The organism is Mesorhizobium sp. B2-3-14 (assembly GCF_006442175.1).
In the GTDB taxonomy this organism is placed as follows: domain Bacteria; phylum Pseudomonadota; class Alphaproteobacteria; order Rhizobiales; family Rhizobiaceae; genus Mesorhizobium; species Mesorhizobium australicum.
On record NZ_VFVP01000004.1, the window covers coordinates 418,173 to 437,619 of the forward strand.

At 63.3% G+C, this 19,447-nt stretch carries 18 protein-coding genes; 9 read left to right on the top strand and 9 right to left on the bottom strand.

Annotated features, from left to right (window positions below; genetic code table 11):
• The first annotated feature begins 73 nt into the window (after positions 1-73).
• From FJ950_RS13795 to FJ950_RS13810, 4 genes are all read left to right on the top strand, one after another.
• Positions 74-553 (top strand): cupin domain-containing protein, encoded by a 480-nt coding sequence (locus FJ950_RS13795; RefSeq protein ID WP_140617162.1) that lies wholly within the window; start codon positions 74-76, stop codon positions 551-553.
• Positions 554-708: 155 nt separating this feature from the next.
• Positions 709-2,106 (top strand): class II fumarate hydratase, encoded by a 1,398-nt coding sequence (gene fumC / locus FJ950_RS13800; RefSeq protein ID WP_140617163.1) that lies wholly within the window; start codon positions 709-711, stop codon positions 2,104-2,106.
• Between the two features lie 178 nt (positions 2,107-2,284).
• Positions 2,285-2,707: a DoxX family protein gene (locus FJ950_RS13805; RefSeq protein WP_140617164.1), complete on the top strand. Its 423-nt coding sequence runs from the start codon at positions 2,285-2,287 to the stop codon at positions 2,705-2,707.
• Between the two features lie 225 nt (positions 2,708-2,932).
• On the top strand, positions 2,933-3,355 hold the full coding sequence (locus tag FJ950_RS13810) for a DoxX family protein (RefSeq protein ID WP_140617165.1): 423 nt from the start codon (positions 2,933-2,935) through the stop codon (positions 3,353-3,355).
• Here the strand turns inward: FJ950_RS13810 and ppx are convergent, their stop codons facing one another.
• Positions 3,356-4,891: an exopolyphosphatase gene (ppx, locus tag FJ950_RS13815; RefSeq protein ID WP_015318407.1), complete on the bottom strand. Its 1,536-nt coding sequence runs from the start codon at positions 4,889-4,891 to the stop codon at positions 3,356-3,358. It lies immediately after the preceding gene.
• Complete coding sequence (locus FJ950_RS13820; protein WP_015318408.1) at positions 4,891-7,083, bottom strand: RNA degradosome polyphosphate kinase; 2,193 nt, start codon at positions 7,081-7,083, stop codon at positions 4,891-4,893. The genes ppx and FJ950_RS13820 overlap by 1 nt, the downstream gene beginning before the upstream one ends.
• 167 nt (positions 7,084-7,250) lie before the next feature.
• Between FJ950_RS13820 and FJ950_RS13825 the strand changes: the two genes are divergently transcribed.
• Both FJ950_RS13825 and FJ950_RS13830 read left to right on the top strand, forming a co-directional pair.
• Complete coding sequence (locus FJ950_RS13825) at positions 7,251-7,496, top strand: zinc-finger domain-containing protein (protein ID WP_015318409.1); 246 nt, start codon at positions 7,251-7,253, stop codon at positions 7,494-7,496.
• Between the two features lie 10 nt (positions 7,497-7,506).
• A complete protein-coding gene (locus FJ950_RS13830) occupies positions 7,507-8,745 on the top strand; it encodes an FAD-dependent monooxygenase (protein WP_140617166.1) in 1,239 nt (412 codons plus the stop codon).
• A gap of 18 nt (positions 8,746-8,763) precedes the next feature.
• On the opposite strand, the gene FJ950_RS13835 is transcribed toward FJ950_RS13830, so the two are convergent.
• From FJ950_RS13835 to FJ950_RS13865, 7 genes are all read right to left on the bottom strand, one after another.
• On the bottom strand, positions 8,764-9,429 hold the full coding sequence (locus tag FJ950_RS13835; protein ID WP_140617167.1) for a TIGR02117 family protein: 666 nt from the start codon (positions 9,427-9,429) through the stop codon (positions 8,764-8,766).
• Between the two features lie 117 nt (positions 9,430-9,546).
• Positions 9,547-10,350, bottom strand: a complete 804-nt coding sequence (locus tag FJ950_RS13840) for an amino acid ABC transporter ATP-binding protein (protein ID WP_010915400.1) — start codon at positions 10,348-10,350, stop codon at positions 9,547-9,549.
• A gap of 25 nt (positions 10,351-10,375) precedes the next feature.
• Positions 10,376-11,533, bottom strand: coding sequence for an amino acid ABC transporter permease (locus tag FJ950_RS13845; RefSeq protein ID WP_140617168.1), 1,158 nt, complete (start codon positions 11,531-11,533; stop codon positions 10,376-10,378).
• A 4-nt stretch (positions 11,534-11,537) separates the two neighbouring features.
• Positions 11,538-12,725, bottom strand: coding sequence for an amino acid ABC transporter permease (locus FJ950_RS13850; protein WP_140617169.1), 1,188 nt, complete (start codon positions 12,723-12,725; stop codon positions 11,538-11,540).
• A 62-nt stretch (positions 12,726-12,787) separates the two neighbouring features.
• The gene (locus FJ950_RS13855) at positions 12,788-13,816 is read right to left on the bottom strand and encodes an amino acid ABC transporter substrate-binding protein (protein WP_015318414.1); all 1,029 of its coding nucleotides are present in this window, start codon (positions 13,814-13,816) and stop codon (positions 12,788-12,790) included.
• Between the two features lie 435 nt (positions 13,817-14,251).
• Positions 14,252-15,103 carry a DUF2182 domain-containing protein gene (locus FJ950_RS13860; protein ID WP_140617170.1) on the bottom strand — a complete coding sequence of 284 codons (852 nt, stop codon included), beginning with the start codon at positions 15,101-15,103 and terminating at the stop codon, positions 14,252-14,254.
• 9 nt (positions 15,104-15,112) lie between these two features.
• The gene (locus FJ950_RS13865; protein WP_140617171.1) at positions 15,113-15,748 is read right to left on the bottom strand and encodes a DUF1326 domain-containing protein; all 636 of its coding nucleotides are present in this window, start codon (positions 15,746-15,748) and stop codon (positions 15,113-15,115) included.
• A gap of 342 nt (positions 15,749-16,090) precedes the next feature.
• Here FJ950_RS13865 and FJ950_RS13870 point away from each other — a divergent pair, with 342 nt between their 5' ends.
• From FJ950_RS13870 to FJ950_RS13880, 3 genes are all read left to right on the top strand, one after another.
• Complete coding sequence (locus FJ950_RS13870) at positions 16,091-17,278, top strand: cystathionine beta-lyase (RefSeq protein ID WP_140617172.1); 1,188 nt, start codon at positions 16,091-16,093, stop codon at positions 17,276-17,278.
• 207 nt (positions 17,279-17,485) lie between these two features.
• Positions 17,486-18,565 (top strand): HPP family protein, encoded by a 1,080-nt coding sequence (locus FJ950_RS13875; RefSeq protein ID WP_015318418.1) that lies wholly within the window; start codon positions 17,486-17,488, stop codon positions 18,563-18,565.
• Positions 18,566-18,654: 89 nt separating this feature from the next.
• Positions 18,655-19,341 carry an RNA polymerase sigma factor gene (locus FJ950_RS13880; RefSeq protein WP_015318419.1) on the top strand — a complete coding sequence of 229 codons (687 nt, stop codon included), beginning with the start codon at positions 18,655-18,657 and terminating at the stop codon, positions 19,339-19,341.
• The last annotated feature ends 106 nt before the right edge of the window (positions 19,342-19,447 follow it).

The following is a 19,447-nucleotide window of genomic DNA, read 5'->3' on the forward strand; positions in this document are numbered from 1 at the left end:
TCCATCGGCGGCATGCACCTGATCAGATCCTTCCGACCGCGACCCGTCCGAGGGCAACAAAGGAGGAAGAACCATGACAATGACCGTCGGGACCATTACAGGCAAGGAACTCTTCTGGTTCAACAACACACTGGTTGCAATTCGGATATCGTCGGCGGAGGGCGAGGACGGCATCTGTGTCGTCGAGCACCGCATGCCCCATGGCGATTCTCCGCCGCTGCATGTGCATCGGCACGAAGACGAGGTGTTTCATATCCTAGAAGGACAGCTGCGCGTTCGGATCGACGGACAGGAGCGGGTCGCTGGTACCGGCGAGACCCTCATTGCGCCGAAAGGCCTGCCGCACACATACAGGGTCGAATCTCCAGAAGGTGCGCGCGCTCTGACCGTCACGCGCGGCCGCGGGTTCGAGACGATGCTGCGTCAGGCGAGCCGCCCCGCCGGACAGCCGGAATTGCCGCCGCTGTCCGAGCCGACGCCCGAGATGATCGAGGCTCTGGTGCGGATCTGCGCGGAAAATGGCATCGATATTGTCGGTTCGCCCTTGAGTTGAGAACGCGAAGCCGCCGATCTCTGCTCCAAGGGTTCCAGTGGGGAGATCGGAAGCATCTTCAACCGATTTGCATCCGCAGCCGCGTTATTCTCCGCTTGAAGCCATTTGTGCAACGCGATACGCCGTTGCCCAAATCGACAGACCGGAGCCTTGCCGTGAGCACGCCAAAGACGAGAACCGAAACCGACACGTTCGGCCCCATCGAGGTCGCCGCCGACCGTTATTGGGGCGCCCAGGCGCAGCGTTCCCTCGGCAATTTCAAGATCGGTTGGGAGAAGCAGCCGGCTTCGATCGTGCGCGCGCTGGGCATCGTCAAGCGGGCGGCGGCGGAAGCCAACATGGAGCTCAAGCGGCTCGATCCGGCCATCGGCAAGGCGATCATCGAGGCCTCGCAAGAGGTCATCGACGGCAAGCTCAACGACCACTTTCCGCTGGTGGTCTGGCAGACCGGCTCGGGCACGCAGTCCAACATGAACGCCAACGAGGTGATCTCGAACCGCGCGATCGAGATGCTGGGCGGCGTCATGGGCTCGAAGAAGCCGGTGCACCCCAACGACCACGTCAATATGAGCCAGTCCTCGAACGACACCTATCCGACGGCCATGCACATCGCCTGCGCCGAGCGGATCGAGCATGACCTGATCCCCGCGCTGCACCACCTGCACAAGGCGCTCGCCGCCAAGAGCCGGGACTTCAACCATATCATCAAGATCGGCCGTACCCACACGCAGGACGCCACGCCGCTGACGCTGGGCCAGGAATTCTCCGGCTATGCCGCGCAGGTCGCCTCCTCGATCAAGCGCATCGAGCAGACGCTGCCCGGCCTGCAGGAACTGGCGCAGGGCGGCACCGCCGTCGGCACCGGCCTCAATGCGCCGGTCGGTTTCGCCGAGCGGGTGGCCGATCGCATCGCCGCCATTACCGGAATCGCTTTCGTCACCGCGCCGAACAAGTTCGAGGCGCTCGCCGCACATGATTCCATGGTGTTCTCGCACGGTGCCATCAATGCCGCGGCCGCGGCACTGTTCAAGATCGCCAACGACATCCGTTTCCTTGGCTCCGGCCCGCGCTCGGGCCTCGGCGAATTGTCGCTGCCGGAAAACGAACCCGGCTCCTCGATCATGCCGGGCAAGGTCAACCCTACCCAGTGCGAGGCGATGACGCAGGTCTGCGTGCAGGTGTTCGGCAACAATGCGGCGCTTACCTTCGCCGGCAGCCAAGGCCATTTCGAGCTCAACGTCTACAATCCGCTGATGGCGTACAATTTCCTGCAGTCGGTGCAGTTGCTCGCCGACGCCTCGGTCTCCTTCACCGACAATTGCGTCGTCGGCATCGAGGCGCGAGAGGACAACATCAAGGCGGCACTCGACCGTTCGCTGATGCTGGTGACCGCGCTTGCGCCCACCATCGGCTACGACAACGCCGCCAAGATCGCCAAGACCGCGCACAAGAAAGGCACGACGTTGCGCGAGGAAGCGTTGGCAACCGGACTGGTCAGCGAGGCCGACTATGACCGCCTGGTGCGGCCGCAGGACATGACGCATCCGGGGTGAAGGCATTTTTCGGCGGGAGAATATCCTCACGCCAGCGCATCGACCGACACGAATTTCCGTTTTTCACCGGTTCACAGAAACGTATGCCCTGTGAACAATGTGTCGCCGGATAGGCGGCTTTGGTGAACAGTCGGCATGCTCTATCTGACGGGGCATCAACCCCATTCGGAGAGCCACCATGTCCACAAACACTTCCTTCGCCGGCAGCGGCACCGCGTCCAACAGCTCTGTCACCATCCTCATCGGCCGCATCCTGCTCGCGGTCATTTTCCTGCTTTCTGGATTCGGCAAGCTCACAGCCATTTCCGGCACCGCCGCCTATTTCGGCGGCCTCGGCCTGCCGGCGCCGACGGCAACGGCCGTCATCGTCGGACTGATCGAGCTGCTTGGCGGCCTTGCCGTCCTCGTCGGTTTCCAGACCAGGATCGCCGCCTGGGTGCTCGCGATCTTTACGATCGCGACCGGGCTGGTCGCCCACACCGGCTGGGCCGACCAGATGCAGATGATCCAGTTCCTCAAGAACGTCGCCATCACCGGCGGTTTCCTGCTGCTGGCCTCCTCGGGTGCCGGCGCCTATTCGATCGACGCCAAGCGCGGCTGAGGTTTTTTCCTCCCAAGGACCTGAAACGAGCGGCGCGGAATTTTCCGCGCCGCTTTTTCGTTATGTGACCACAGGCCTACAGCACGTCGCGGCAAATAGATTTCGCCCGAGCTGCTGTAAGCTTCTGATTTTATGCATGTCGTTGTCCCGGACCAAGGACACTCCCGGGCGACATGCATTAGACTGCAATGGTCGCCGGCGACCGTGCCGGCAAGGGAGGGAGCCATGGGTCGCAGTGCATTGCTTCTGGTTTCGCGGCTGCTGTTTGCCGTGCTGTTCGTGCCGTCCGGCTTCCAGGCGCTCGCCAACATCGCCGGCACCACCAGCTATTTCGCCGGCCTCGGCCTGCCGCTGCCGGCGCTCGCCGCCTGGGGCACCGGCCTTTTCGAGTTGATCGCGGGGCTGCTGATCCTCGTTGGTTTGCGGACGCGGATCGTCGCACTGTTGCTGGCCGGCTTCTGCATCGCGGCCGGCTATATCGGCCATTATGGCCAAGGCGCCGGTGACGCGACGCTCGTCTTCCTGCACCAGCAGATGCTGATGAAGGACATCGCGATATCGGGTGGTTTCCTGGCGCTTGCCATGGCCGGCCCCGGCGCATGGTCGGCCGATGGGCGCGGCTTCGGCATAGGCGCCGACGCGACTTGACTACTTCGCCGACACGCTCTGCCCGCCCTCGACCGCCAGCACCAGGCGGCGGTTGGTGATGCGCGCCAGTTGCGCCAGCCGGCCGGCCGGGCGCTCGCCGTATAGGTCGGAGAGCGAGGCCGGCAGCACCAGCGCCAGCGCGCCGTTGGGGCGGCTTTCCCATTTCAGCCTCGGCATGATGCCGGGCATCGCGGCCGTCAGCAGATAGACGACGCGCATCATCGCTGCCAGTACGCGGGCGCGCTCCAGCAGGCGCGGCGGCGCCAGCGCCCTGATTTCGGGCGCCACCAATTCATTGAAGACGCCATCATGACGGTAGGCGTTGGTCAGCGCCAGGTAGGCGCGGCCGGGATGATCGACACCGATGAACGAGGCATGCGCAATGATGTTGAGCGACTGCTTGCCGCGATATTCCGGATGAGCGCGCCAGCCGATATCGGCGAGCAGGCAGGCGGCGTGGCGATAGCGCGCTTCGTCTTCCGTCTCGTCGATGCCGAACGCCTTGAAGGCCTTGCCGGTCCATTCGACCAGGTCATGCGCGTGATGGACCGAACGCGAGCGCAGAAGCGCAAGCTCCTCGGCGGCCGAGATCAGCGGATCGGCCTTCTGCTCGGCCGCGTCGAGCAGCGAATAGAGGAAACCCTCACGCACGCCTTGCGCCGAAACGACGATCCTGGACGGCTGCATCGCCGTCATAATCTCCTGCAGCACGAGAGCGCCATAGGGCAGCAGCGAGCGGCGGTTCTTGGAGACGCCCTCGATACCCCTCACCTTTTCGACTTCGCCCCTGGCCACCTGCTTGAGGAAGTTCTGAGCGCTTTCGGCCGATATTTCGTAGTGGTGCATGACGCCGAGCGGGTAGTTGTTCATCTCCATATGCAGCCTGGCGAGGTTTCGCCAGGTGCCGCCAACAGCGTAGAAAGTCCTGCCTTGTCCGCCCTTCAAGAGCTTGGCCCGGGCCAGTTCCTGGCGCGCGATCTTCTGCGCCTGGACGAGCGAGTTCTTCGCCATGTCCTGCAGGCGCAGGCCGCCGAGCGGCAGCGTGATGCCGTCGCCGATCGCCTCGCCATCAATGTCTATAAGCTCCAGGCTGCCGCCGCCAAGGTCGCCGGCAATCCCGTTGGCCGGGTGGAAGCCTGAGATGACGCCGAGCGCGGAATAATGCGCTTCCTGGCGGCCGGAGAGCACACGGATTTCGGTCTTGAGCACATCCTCGGCACGATGGATGAAATCGGGACCGTTGATCGCCTCGCGGGCGGCGGCGGTTGCCAGCACGTACATGTGTTCGGCGCCAGCCTGGTCGGAGAGCGCGCGGAAACGGCGAAACTCCTCCATCGAGCGCGCCACCCCCTCGGGGTCCAGCTTCCCCGTCGACACGATGCCACGGCCGAGGCCGGCCAGCATCTTTTCGTTGAACAGCATGGTCGGCGAGCGCGCCAGCCCCTCATAGACGACGAGACGGATCGAATTGGAGCCGATGTCGATGATGGACAGCGGTCGGCGGTCCTGCAGCCGGCCCTGGGAATTGGACAGCATCAGGTGGCAGCGTTCTTCTTGCGGCGCTTGAACTGGGCGATTCGCTTGGGCGCATGCGATTTCAGCGCGTCACCCCGTCCCGACAGGCTCGGATTGGTCATGAAATATTCCTGCGCGTTGAACGGTTCTTCGCCCTCCTCCAGCACCACGCGCCGGGAGGTCCCATCAGCCAATACGTCGAAACTTTGCTGATTGTCCATGATGTTGCCCAGCATGATCTGGCCCAGAATCTGTTCATGCACAGTTGGATTGGTGATCGGCACCATGGTCTCGACGCGGCGGTCGAGATTGCGCGGCATGAGGTCGGCCGAGGAGATGTAGACGATCGCCTCGTCCGACGGAAGGCCATGACCGTTGCCGAAGCAATAGATGCGGCTGTGCTCCAGGAAACGGCCGACGATCGACTTGACCCTGATGTTCTCCGACAGGCCCGGCACCTGCGGCCGCAGGCAGCAGATGCCGCGCACGACGAGGTCGATCTCCACTCCGGCGCGGCTGGCATCGTAGAGCGCGTCGATGATGATGGGATCGACGAGCGCGTTCATCTTCATCCAGATACGCGCCGGCCGTCCCTCCAACGCATGGGTGACCTCGTCCGAAATGTGCTGAAGGATGCGGTTCCTCAGCGTGAACGGCGAGATCGCCAGCCGCATCTCGGCGGTCGGCTCGGCATAGCCGGTGATGAAATTGAACAATTGGGCGACGTCGCGGGCGATCGTCGGATCGGTGGTGAAGAAGGACAGGTCGGTATAGATGCGCGCGGTGACCGGGTGGTAGTTGCCGGTGCCGAGATGGACGTAATTGCGCAGCTTGCCGTCCTCGCGCCGCACCACCAGCGACATCTTGGCGTGGGTCTTGAGTTCCAGGAACCCGAACACGACCTGCACGCCGGCGCGTTCGAGATCGCGCGCCCAGCGAATGTTGGCCTCCTCGTCGAAACGCGCCTTGAGCTCGACCAGCGCCGTTACCGACTTGCCGGCTTCGGCCGCATCGACCAGAGCACGCACGATCGGGCTGTCGTTGGAGGTGCGATAAAGCGTCTGCTTGATCGCCACCACTTCGGGGTCGGCCATCGCCTGGCGCAGGAACTGCACCACCACGTCGAACGACTCATAGGGGTGATGGACGACGATGTCCTTCTCGCGAATGGCGGCGAAACAGTCGCCGCCATGCTCGCGGATGCGCTCGGGAAAACGTGGGTTGTAGGGGATGAATTTGAGGTCGTCGCGCGGAACGGAGACGATCTCGGAGATCTGGCTGAGCGCCAGCGGCCCGGTGAGCACGCTGATGCGGCTCGACGAGACGCCAAGCTCGCCGGCGACAAAATCGCGCAATTCCCCAGGCATCAGCTTGTCGAATTCGATGCGGATGACGGAGCCGCGGCGGCGGCGCTTCAGCGCCGTTTCGAACAGGCGCACGAGATCTTCCGATTCCTCTTCGACCTCGATGTCGCTGTCACGAATGATGCGGAACGTGCCGGAACCCTTGACCTCGTAGCCGGGGAAGAGCTTGCCGATGTAGAGGCCGACCGCCTCCTCCAGCGGAATGAAGCGGACATGGTGCTTGCGGTCCGGCAGGCGGATGAAGCGCTTCAGCGCCACTGGCAGGCGCAAGAGCGCGCTCATCTCCTCGCCATTCTTGCGATGGCGAAGTTGCAGCGCCATCGAGAAGCCGAGATTGGGAATGAACGGGAACGGATGCGCCGGGTCGATCGACAGCGGGGTCAGCACGGGAAACACCTGCTCCTGGAAATGGTCTTCCAGCCAGACCTTCTCGTCCTTTGTCAGCGCGTCGCGGGTGATGCTTTCGATGCCTTCCTTGTTGAGCAGCACCGTGAGTGCCGACAGGCTCTTCTGCTGGTCCTCCTGCAGCCGCTCGACCTCACGCAACAATTGTTCGAGCTGCTGTTCGGGAGTGCGTCCGTCCGGGCTCTTCAGCACGATGCCCTCGCGCACCTGGCCGGCAAGGCCGGCGACGCGCACCATGAAGAACTCGTCGAGATTGGCGGCCGAGATCGACAGGAAGCGGACGCGCTCCAGCAGCGGGTGATGGGTGTTCAGCGATTCCTCGAGAACGCGGCGATTGAACTGCAGCCAGGAGAATTCGCGGTTGACGAAGCGGTCCGGATTGCCTTCCGGGCTCGCTGCCGCGACATTGTTGAATTCGCTCTGTACCGGCTTCAGTTCGTTCATGATTCCTGCTCTTCCGCGCGCCTCAGCCGGTTAACCGGCTTAACTTATCCTGTGGCAGGCTTTTGCGACAGTTCTCTGACAGGCTTTTGCGACAGTTTGATTTCATCGAACTTGCAAACAGACTTGATATGATCCAGATGCAGAGAGACTGCGTTAAGGAGACGACGATGGCAGGCGGTTCCATTCCCCATTTCCAGAACGATGCGGGCCACCCGGCGATCGACATCGGAGTCAAGGAATTCATGTGCACGGGCGCCAACCCGCCTTTCGACCATCCGCATGTTTTTCTAGACATGGGCGACGACAATGAGAAAGTCTGCCCCTACTGCTCGACCCTCTATCGCTATTCGCCGAAGCTGAAGGCGACCGAAACGCTGCCGGCGGGCTGCCTCTACATCGACCAGGCCGCCTGACCTTCCGATCATGAGCGAGACGCGGTCCCGGCAGGTCATGATCGCCGGGGCTGGCATCGCCGGGCTGACAGCGGCGATTGCCTTTGCCGAACGCGGCTATTCCGTGAGGGTGTTCGAACAGGCGCAGCGTCTCGAAGCGGCGGGCGCCGGCATCCAGCTCTCTCCTAACGCGACGCGCATCCTTCGCCCGCTTGGCGTGCTCGACACGCTTCTTGCCAATGCCGTCCAGCCGGAAGCCGTGGTGCTGAAGGACGCCGCGAGCCTGCGCCAACTGGCACGCGTGCCGCTTGGCACAGCCGGCGAGGAACGCTGGGGCGCACCCTATCTCGTGGCGCACCGGGCGGATCTGCAAGACGCCCTGATGGCGCGCGTTGCGCAACTGCCCGACATCCATCTCACCACCGGCGCGCAGATCAGCAGCGTGGCCTCCGGTTCATTCGTTGTCACCACGACAGACGGGGTCGGCCGCAAGGTCATCGATACCCAAGGATCTCTGCTGGTCGGCGCCGATGGCGTCTGGTCAGCGGTGCGGAGGTTTGCCAGTCCAGGCAGCGGAGCCGGCTTGGCGAACAGCCATTTCTCCGGCGAACTGGCCTGGCGGGCGACGGTGAGCGCGGACAACGAGGCGGGGCGAGCCTTCACCGCGACCGGCGCCACTGACTGCGTCACAACCTTCCTGCACCCCGGATTCCACATGGTCGCCTACCCCGTCAGCAGGGGTAGCGCCTTCAACCTTGCCGCCTTCACCCGGGGCGAGCGCATCGCCGACGGGTGGTCACGCCACGCCGATCCCGCCATCCTTTCAGGCGCCATGCGCCGCTCCGCGCCGGCGCTGGCGCGTTTGGTGGAACTCGCTGGCCCGTGGACCGCCTTTCCTATCCACACAGTCGAACAGCGACGCTGGACCATGCCCGAAGGCATCGCGCTGATCGGCGACGCCGCGCATGCCATGACGCCGTTCGCGGCTCAGGGCGCGGCCATGGCGATCGAGGACGCGGCGACGCTTGCCGATTTGATCGCCGACTTCCCCGGCGACCTGACGCAAAGCCTTGTCATCTGGGAGAACCTGCGGCGGTCGCGCATCGCCAAGGTCATCCGTCGCGGCGCGCTCAACCGGCTTGCCTGGCATGCCCGAGGCCCGGTGGCGTTGGCCCGCAATCTGTTTCTGGCGGCGCGACCGGGAGAGAAGCTCGCAGCCGATCTGGACTGGCTTTACGGGTGGGAGCAGCAGCGGATCATCCGTCGCTGAAAGGAGCCCGCGGCAAAGCTAATTATACAGCCGCATCGACAGCCCAAGGGAAACCGGCAGCGGGTTCCACCAACCGGTGCGCAGGCCGGCGGTGCGCAGTGCCGCCGCCGTCCAGGTGTTGCAGCCGATCAGCGCGTTGAAATGGCCGTTGGCCTCATAAAAGCGATCGAAATTGGAGTAGGCGGCATCATCGATGACGATCGGACCGTTCGGCCCCTCCTGAAAGCTCACTTCGATGAAATCGAGCAATGCGGCAAAACGGTCTTCGCCCACGTCGAAGCCGGCGACATCGGGGTGCGGCTCGGGAATATTGCCGGCGACGGCGACATGCATCACGGACGCATCGAGCGTCAAAGCCTTGATTGCGGGCAGCGCCTTCAATTGCGACCATGTCGGCGTTTCCAGGTAGAAGGCGCGCCCACCCCAGCCGAAGACGAGGTAGCGCACTTCGGGCGCGTCCGATGGCAGGCCGACATCGGCAAGGAAACGAAAGCGCCGGCGCACCTCGTCGTCCACGGGAATGGCGATGTCGGTGTGGATCGGATTTTTCAGCACCAATATGTGCCGGATGCCCTCGCCCGCTGCGGCTGCCGGCCAGAGCGGCCGCGGCACCAGCGTGCCGAGCGACACGGCGAGCACCAGTGCTGCAACCAGCATGGCCAGGAAACGCAGGAGTTTTCTCATCGGTGCGGCTTCGCGATTCCGTCGCGGCTCAATGAAGAAGATCATTATCCGATCGGCCAGACACTAAAAAGCCCGGCCGTGGCGCGACCGGGCTTTCTCGACTTGGCGTCAGTCCGCTCAGTGCAGGATCTGCGACAGGAACAGCTTCGTGCGTTCGTGGCGGGGATGGTCGAAGAACTCGGCCGGCGTGTTCTGCTCGACGATCTGGCCCTGATCCATGAAGATCACCCGGTTGGCGACTTTCCGTGCAAAGCCCATCTCGTGGGTGACGCACAGCATGGTCATCCCTTCCTCGGCCAGCCCCACCATGGTTTCCAGCACTTCCTTGATCATTTCCGGGTCGAGCGCTGAGGTCGGCTCGTCGAACAGCATGATGCGCGGGTTCATGCACAGCGAGCGGGCGATCGCCACGCGCTGCTGCTGGCCGCCGGAAAGCTGGCCCGGATATTTGTTGGCCTGCTCGGGGATCTTCACGCGCTTGAGGAAATGCATGGCGATTTCCTCGGCCTGCTTCTTCGGCGTCTTGCGCACCCAGATCGGCGCCAGCGTGCAATTCTCGAGGATGGTCAGATGCGGGAACAGGTTGAAGTGCTGGAACACCATGCCGACCTCGCGGCGCACCTCGTCGATCTTTTTCAGATCGTTGGTGAGTTCCTTGCCGTCGACGATGATCTTGCCCTTCTGGTGCTCTTCCAGCCGGTTGATGCAGCGGATCATGGTCGACTTGCCCGACCCGGACGGTCCGCAAATGACGATGCGCTCGCCGCGCATCACCTTCAGATTGATGTCCTTCAGCACATGGAACTCGCCGTACCATTTATGCATGGCGATGATGTCGATGGCGACATCGGTGGTCGAGATATGCATCTTGGCGGCGTTGACCTTGATCTCTTCCGCGCTGACGGCATTTTCGGTGGCCATGGCTGGGATCCCCTTGTTCTTTTGTTTAGCGTTTGTAGCCGGTGTCGAGCCGGCGTTCCGTGTACATTGAATAGCGCGACATGCCGAAGCAGAACAGCCAAAAGACGAAGGCGGCGAACACAAGACCGGATTTCGCGGTCTGCGCCGTGGCCCAGTTGGCGTCGGAGAAGTTCTGCTTGACGATGCCGAGCAGGTCGAACATCGAGATGATGAGGACCAGGCTGGTGTCCTTGAACATGCCGATGAAGGTGTTGACGATACCGGGTATGACCAGCTTCAGCGCCTGCGGCAACACGATCAAGCTCATCTTCTGCCAGTAGCCGAGGCCGAGCGAATCGGCGCCTTCATACTGGCCCTTGGGGATCGCCTGCAGGCCGCCGCGCACCACTTCGGCCATATAAGCCGCCGCAAACAGCGACACGCCGATCAGCGCCCTCAGATACTTGTCGAAAGTGACGCCGGCCGGCAGGAACAGCGGCAGCATGACGCTGACGAAAAACAGGACGGTGATCAGCGGTATGCCGCGCACGGCTTCGATGAAGATAATGCACAGCATCTTGATGATCGGCATCTTCGAGCGCCGCCCGAGCGCCAGCACGGTGCCCAGCGGCAGCGATACGGCGATGCCGACGAAGGACAGGCTCAGCGTGATCAGCAGCCCGCCCCAGCGCGAGGTTTCGACATGCGGCAGGCCGAATACGCCGCCGACCAGCAGGAAGAAGGAAACGATCGGCAGCACCAGGAAAAGCAGGATCGCGTTCAACCCCTTGCGCGGCACACGCGGCATCAGCATCGGCACCAGCAGCGCCACGAACAGGATGGCGACCAGGATCGGCCGCCAGCGCTCCTCGACCGGATAGGTGCCGAACATGAACTGGCCGAACTTGGCATTGACGAAAGCCCAGCAGGCACCGCTCCAGCCATCGGGCTGAATGCCGCCTTGCGCGACGGTGGCGCAGACCGTGCGGTCCGGTCCCGTCCACTGTGCGTTGATGAACGCCCAGTTGATGACCTGCGGCAGAACCCAGGCGACGATGGCGATGCCGAGGATGGTGAGGATGGTGTCGCCGACCGAGCCGACCAGGTTCTTGCGCACCCAGGCGACGGGGCCGCTGACGCTCGCCGGCGCGGGCTGCGCCAGCGCCATTTCGGTGCGCACCCAGGACAGATCGTGTTCCTGCATGGTCCTACCTCTCCACCAGCGCCATCCTGGCGTTGACCACGTTCATGACGGCCGAGGTCACCAGGCTGAGTATGAGATAGGCGATCATCATGATCAGCACGCCCTCGACCGCTTGTCCGGTCTGGTTCAGAACCGTGCCGGCCGTTGCCGTCAAATCGGGATAACCGATGGCGATCGCCAGCGAGGAGTTCTTGGTCAGGTTGAGATACTGGCTGGTCAGCGGCGGGATGACGATGCGCATGGCCTGCGGCACCACGACCAGCCGCAGGATCGAACCGGATCGCAGCCCAAGTGCGGCCGCCGCCTCGGTCTGGCCCTTGCTGACACCCCTGATGCCGGCGCGCACGATTTCGGCGATGAAGGCCGCCGTGTAGCAGGACAGCGCCAGATAGAGCGAAAGGAATTCCGGTTTGACCTGGAAGCCGCCGGTCAGGTTGAAGGTCGACTGTTTGGGCAAGTCAAAGCTCAGCGGAAAGCCGCTCAGCACGTAAGCCAGCAGCGGCAGGCCGACGATCAGCGCGGCGGAGGTCCAGAACACCGGAAATTGCTGGCCCGTCGCCATCTGCCGCTGACGCGCCCTGCGGGCGACGAACCATGACATTGCGATGCCCACGACAAGGGCGACCAGGATCAGCCAGGAGCCGTCGCCCCAGACCGGGCGCGGAAAATAGAAGCCGCGCTGGTTGAGGAACGAGCCGAAGGGCAGATGATAGGAATCGCGCGGCGCCGGCAGCACGGCGAGCACGCCGGAATACCAGAAGAAGATGACCAGCAGCGGTGGGATGTTGCGGAAGATCTCGACATAGACCGTGCAGATCTTCTGGATCAGCCAGTTCTGCGACAGGCGGCCGATGCCGATGACGAAGCCGATGATGGTGGCGGTGATGATGCCGGCGACGGCAACGATGATGGTGTTGATCAGGCCGACGACGATGGCGCGGCCATAGGTCGAGTCCGACGTATAGGCGATCGGCGTGTCCGAGATATCGAAGCCGGCGCGCCCCTTGAGGAAGCCGAAGCCGGAGGCGATGTGCAGGCGCTGCAGATTGTCGATGACGTTCTGCACGATCCACCAGATGGAGCCGAACAGAACGATGACGACCAGCGTCTGAAAGAAGAGACTGCGAATTCTCGGGTCATTGACGAAGGAGCCGCGGCTCGGCTCCTCGCGTAGGATTTCCTGCGATGCCATGTCACGTCCCCTGTGAAAGAGAAACCGGAAGGCAGGTACCTGCCTTCCGGATCACATTTCGATCAGCGGATCGGCGGCGCGTATTGCAGGCCGCCCTTGGTCCATAGCGCATTGATGCCACGCGCAATCTTGAGCGGGCTGCCGGAGCCGACATTGCGGTCGAACATTTCGCCGTAGTTGCCGGTGGCCTTGACGATGTTGACGACCCAGTCGTTGGAGACGCCGAGGTCGGTGCCGATCTTGGTGTCTGCTTCCTGGCCGAGCACACGCTTGATCTCCGGGCTGGCGGAGTTTTTCATCTCGTCGACATTGGCCTTGGTGATGCCGAGCTCCTCGGCGTCGAGCAGAGCGAAATAGGTCCACTTGACGATGTGGTACCACTGGTCGTCGCCCTGGCGAACGGCGGGTCCGAGCGGCTCTTTCGAGATGATCTCGGGCAGCACGACGTGATCGGCCGGCGAGCCGAGCGTCAAGCGAATGCCGTAAAGGCCCGACTGGTCGGTGGTGTAGACGTCGCAGCGGCCGGCATCATAAGCGGCATTGACCTCTTCGAGCTTCTCGAAGACGACCGGATTGTACTCCATCTTGTTCGCCTTGAAGTAGTCGGCGAGGTTGAGCTCGGTGGTCGTGCCGCTCTGCACGCAGACGGCGGCGCCCGAAAGCTGCAGCGCCGAATTGACGCCCGGCAGCTTCTTGGCGTTGATCATGAAGCCCTGGCCGTCATAGTAGGTCGTGCCGATGAAATTCAGGCCGAGCGCGGTATCGCGGTTGATCGTCCAGGTGGTGTTGCGCGAGAGGATGTCGACCTCGCCGGACTGCAGCGCGGTAAACCGTTCCTTGGCGCTGAGCGGCGTGAACTTGACCTTGGTGCCATCACCGAAGACGGCGGCGGCAACCGCGCGACAGAAATCGGCGTCGATGCCTTGCCAGTCGCCCTTGTCGTCCGGCGCGGAGAAGCCGGCCAGACCGGTCGAGACGCCGCACTGGATGAAGCCCTTCGCCTTGACGGTGTCAAGCGTGCCGGCCGACGCGGCCGACGCCATCAGTCCGAGCGTGGCGGCGCCAAGAATGCCGATAGCAATGTGTTTCATAACCCACAGACCCTTTTCTGTTTTTTCAGGCAAACCCTGATCTTTTTTCCCTTGTGAACGCAGCTCCCATCCCGGCCCATTCCCGAAACCCCGCATCGCAAACCGACGCGCCGCCTCCCATTCACGAACAGCATCGAAGGCGATAATTCCCGTGAGGTCAAGGAAAATGACCGAATCCGACCGGGTTTGAAAATCGATTGCCTGAAATGCCTGAATTGCAGACAAACGTGCACGCGATCTCGTCAGAAGCGCGACTTGAATCGGCAAAGCTCATTTGACGCAGATGTGAGCCGGCGCTGTAAAATCCGTTCCGGGCAATAGCTCGGCGTTACTGCCCCCGGGCACGAAATGCATTGACGTTACGGAACACCTTCGGCCAACGATTACCCATGATTGGCGGTCGATATTGCTTGTGGACAAAATCGGCGCGCGGTCTCAAAGCGCGGAAAGGCCCAGCCTGAGGCCGACCGCGACCATCAATGCACCGGAGATGCGCGGGATCAATTGCCCGGCCGGGACCACCTTCTCCAGGAGAACAAGGATGGCGATGCCGGCGATCCACAGCACGTTCATGACACCACCGACGAACAGCAGGGCCATCAGTGCCCAGCAGCAGCCGAGACAATAGGCGCCATGATCCATGCCAAGCCTAAATGCGCCGAGCGCGGTGGTGCGGAACCCGCCATGGCTGGCCAGGAACGCGATCGGCGCCTGGCATTGGCGCAGGCAGACGCCCTTGATCGGTGTCCATTGGTAGAGGCCGGCGGCGATCAGAATGACACCGCCGAGCACCGCGCTGTGCGCCGCCATCGCGGGATCAAGCAAGGCGAAACGAGTGAGCAGCCATTGCGCACCCGTCGCCACGATGCTGAAGACGACCCAGACGACGAGATAGCCGGTAAAAAACCATGCCGTCGAAGCGATAGGCCGGCTGTCCGCCAGCGCCTTGCGGCCAACGCCGGCATAGAGCAGCAACATCGGCGCGACCGACGGCGTCATCATGCCGACCATCATCACGGCCCACATCGTGAAGGTGAAGACGAAATCGGCCGATGCCCAGGCCCGGAAACCCGGCACCACGGCGGCGCCCATATCCATGCCGCCCATATTCATGCTCGCCATGTCCATCCCGGCCACGTCGCCTGCCTCGCCGCCCGACACCGGGCTACCCATGTCGGCGGCTAGCCAAAGAACATAGGCCCAGGCGAACACGGCAATGACGGCAAGCGCGGCCGTCACGACCGCGCGGTCGCGCCGCAGCACCGCCTCGAGAGCCGTGTCGCCCATTGGATCAGATCAATGCACGATGCCGCTCTGCGTGAGATGCAGGTTGGCGAAATGGCTATGCGTGTCCGCCACCTCGAACTTGATCGGGCTCGTCGTCTTGGTCCAGCCGCGCCCGACCTCGGCGATGGCGTATTCGAAGCCGTGCGGCAGGTCGATGCGCGCCCGGTGCTCGGCGCCGGTGACCGGGTTCTTGATCGGCTCACCACGGCCGTCGGTTACGCCCTTGACGTGCAGCCGGCCGGTTCGCCCATCGACGTCGACCTCGAAATCGATCGCGGCGAAAATCGGATCGTGGAACTTCTCCAAGGTGGTCGAAAAGACCTGGAATATTGTCGCGCCTGGTTCGGTGTCCTGACCGCCCAGTATGCGGAGCAGGGCTTCGCGCTGGGCTTCGCTGGCTCTCTCGTCGATAACCACCGCGGCCTCGCCCCTGCCCTGGTGTATCGCGCCGGGCCAGCTGAAGATGCCGACGAAGCGCAGCCCGTCGAGCCTGGTGTCGCCGTGGTGCCCGGTCTCAATCTCCATGCCGGCGACGGCTTGGCAGAATCCGTATGTCGGCATGGCATTGAACTGGCACGGGCAGCCATAGGCGCAATTGCAGTTGATGAATTCGCGCGCCTTCATCGTCCATTTGACGTCAGGCATGACATTCCTCCCCTTTCCGCTCGCTGAGCGGGATACCCGGATGGGGATCAGGAGATAACCGGCAAGAACCATCCGGCAGCATCTGATTGAAGCATCCGGCGATTAACATTAGAAATTTATCATATACCTTTCACAGCCGGCTACAATAGGTTCACCAGCTGACGACCAAGCTTCCGACAGGGCACCGCCGCGCGTGGTTGGTCCGATTCCGGATCAGATCGCGGGCTGTCTTCCGGACCAGGAATTGGCATATTCAAAGTCCATTCCTGGCGAACGGTGGGCTGTTGCACGGTCCACGACGCCGCATTATGGCTAGCGCCTTGTTAAACAAGGCGACCAAGAATGGCGAAAGACGGCAGCGAGCAGGGTTCCGGCACGATGGGCATCAACACGCGGCTCGCCCATTCGGGCAACAACCCGCATGACTATTTCGGCTTCGTCAACCCGCCGGTCGTGCATGCCTCGACCGTGCTGTTCCCAAATGCCGCCGCGATGGCCGCACGCAGCCAGAAGTACACTTACGGCACGCGCGGCACACCGACGACGGACGCTCTTGCGCATGCCATTGACGCGCTGGAAGGCTCGGCCGGCACGATCGCGGTGCCGTCGGGCCTGGCGGCGGTGACCGTGCCGCTGCTCGCCTTCGTATCGGCGGGCGACCATCTGCTGATCGTCGATTCCGTCTATCATCCCACGAGAAACTTCGCCGACACGATGCTGAAGCGGCTCGGCGTCGAGGTCGAATATTATGCTCCCAATATCGGCGCGGGCATCGCGGCGTTGATCAAGCCGAACACCAGAGTGGTGTTCACCGAATCGCCGGCCTCCAACACGTTCGAGGTGCAGGACATCCCGGCGATCGCCAAGGCGGCGCACGCGGCCGGCGCCATCGTGATGATGGACAACACATGGGCGACGCCGCTCTATTTCCGGCCGCTCGACCATGGCGTCGACATCTCGATCCATGCGGCGACGAAATATCCGGCGGGCCATTCCGACGTGCTGCTCGGCACGGTCTCGGCCAATGAGGCCTGCTGGACGCAACTCTACGAGAGCTTTTGCACGCTTGGCTGCTGTGCTGGACCCGACGACGTCTACCAGGTGCTGCGCGGCCTGCGCACGATGGGTGTGCGGCTGGACCGTCACCAGCGCAGCGCACTCGCCATCGCCTCGTGGCTCGAAGGCGAAAAGGGCGTGGCGCGCGTGCTCCACCCTGCCCTTCCCAGCCATCCCGACCACGATCTCTGGAAGCGCGACTTCCGCGGTTCGAGCGGCATCTTTTCCATCGTGCTGGCCGGTGGTGGCCAGCAGGAGCAGCACGCTTTCCTCGACGCACTGCGGATCTTCGGTCTCGGCTACTCCTGGGGAGGCTATGAGAGCCTCGCGGTGCCGGTCTGGCTTGGCGACCGCGTCGTTGCGAAAGGCCCTTACGAAGGTCCGCTGATACGACTGCAGATCGGCCTCGAGGATATCGACGACTTGAAAGCCGACATCCGGCGCGGGCTTGCGGCAGCGGCGCGCGCGGGCTGACCTCAAACAGAGTCAGCAAAGGGCCGCAAGCCCTTGACGCTGATGACAAAGCGCGAGGCGCTGCCAGCACTCCGGCGAAGATCGGTGCGCAATATTATTCTCCTACGTCATGACTTTACGGATTTGTTTGACTTTCAAATCGGCGAATTCGGCTGCATTGCGTGCCGCACGCATCCTCGACAGATCCAGTCCTCGCAAAGTTTTCCAATGGCCTTTCGTCTTTTTGTCCCCATCCTCGCCGGCGCCACGCTGCGCGAACGCATCCTAGCGTGTATCGGCGCCACGATCGGCATCGCGCTGACGGGCGTGATCAGCGGGCTGGCGATGGGCGGCGGCCCGCATGTGGCCCTGCTGGTCGCGCCGATGGGCGCATCCGCCGTGCTTCTGTTCGCCGTACCGGCCAGCCCGTTGGCGCAACCCTGGTCGATCATCGGCGGAAATTCCATATCGGCGCTGGTCGGCGTGACCGTGGCGCATTTCATCCATGATCCGGTGATGGCCTCAGGGCTCGCGGTGGCGCTCGCCATCGCCGCGATGTCGTTCACGCGCTGTCTTCATCCGCCAGGCGGCGCCGCCGCGCTGACGGCGGTGCTCGGCGGCCCGGCCGTCATCAGCGCGGGCTTCCTGTTCCCGTTCGTGCCGGTGGCCTTGAATTCGACCATACTGGTGGCGCTTGGCTTCCTTTTCCACAAGCTGGCGCGGCGAAATTACCCGCATGTCGCGGCACCAGCCGCCAACAGCCACGGCACCGCCGATCCGCCGGCTCAGCAGCGCGTCGGTTTCCGGCCCGAGGATATCGACGCGGCGCTGACCACACTTGACGAGACCTTCGACATCGACCGCGACGACCTCGAACGGTTGCTGAGACAAGTCGAACTGCAGGCCATGGTGCGCTCGCACCGCACGCTGCTGTGCGAGGACATCATGTCGCGCGACGTGGTTTCGGTGTCCGAGCAAGCCACCGCCGACGAGGCGCGCCAGCAACTGATCGATCACAATATCCGTACCTTGCCGGTGGTCGACGCGGATGCCCGGCTGGTTGGCGCCGTTGGCCTGCGCGAGCTGACGAAAGCTACCGACACGGTGAAGAGCGTCATGGCAAAAGCCGGCACCGCCTCGCCCGAGACACCGGCGATGAGCCTGCTCCCAGTGCTGACCGACGGCCGCAGCCATGCCGTGGTCATCGTCGACGGCGAGCGGCATATTCTCGGCCTGATCACGCAGACCGACCTCTTGGCGGTGGCCGCACGCATGCAGCGGGCAGACAAGGGATTGGCGGCAGCCTAGAATAGGGAACCCGGATCCCTCTGGCCCGGGAACCTTTTGCCGGCAGGCGCATCCAATGTGCAGCATTTGCACGAGGAGATCCGGTCGCGATGAGCAAGCAGCCAATGCCCGCCACGGTGCCCGCGGTTGCCGAAAGCCTTTCCGGCGACATGCAGCTCGTCCACCGCGCGCTGACCCGTGACCCGGATGCATTTCGCGCCATCATGAAGGTATACAACCAGCGGCTCTACCGCATCGCGCGCGGCATTCTGCGCAACGACGCCGAAGCCGAGGACGTCGTCCAGGAGGCCTATGTCAGCGCCTTCGCCAGCCTGGCGGCGTTTCGCGGCCAATCCACGCTCGCCACCTGGCTGTCGCGCATCGTCATCAACGAAGCGCTCGGCCGCCTGCGCAAGAGACGTCGCACGGTGGAGATGCCTGCCGATCCGGAAGCGCGGATAATCAGGTTTCCCCTCAAATCCAACGACGATCCGGAGCGGACGATGGCGCAGCGGCAGATTCTCGCACTTGTCGAACGGGCGACCGACAGCCTGCCCGACATCTACCGCATGGTCTTCGTCGCCCGCGTCATCGAGGGCCTGAGCATGGAGGAAACCGCCGATTTGCTTGGCGTGCGGCCAGAGACCGTCAAGACGAGGCTGCACCGGGCGCGCGCCCTGTTGCGCAAGGCGCTGGACGATGAAATCGGCCCTGTGCTGCTCGATGCCTTCCCCTTCGCCGGTCGGCGCTGCGAGCGACTGACCCAGGCGGTGATGGGACGGCTGGGTTTCGAATGATGCCGTCCTGATTTTCCGGGAACGTTTCTCCCCGCCCCGCATCCAATGAGCGTCAACTGCAAATTCGAGCCCGGCGCCTCCGCGCGGCCGGGCCAAGGAGGATGCC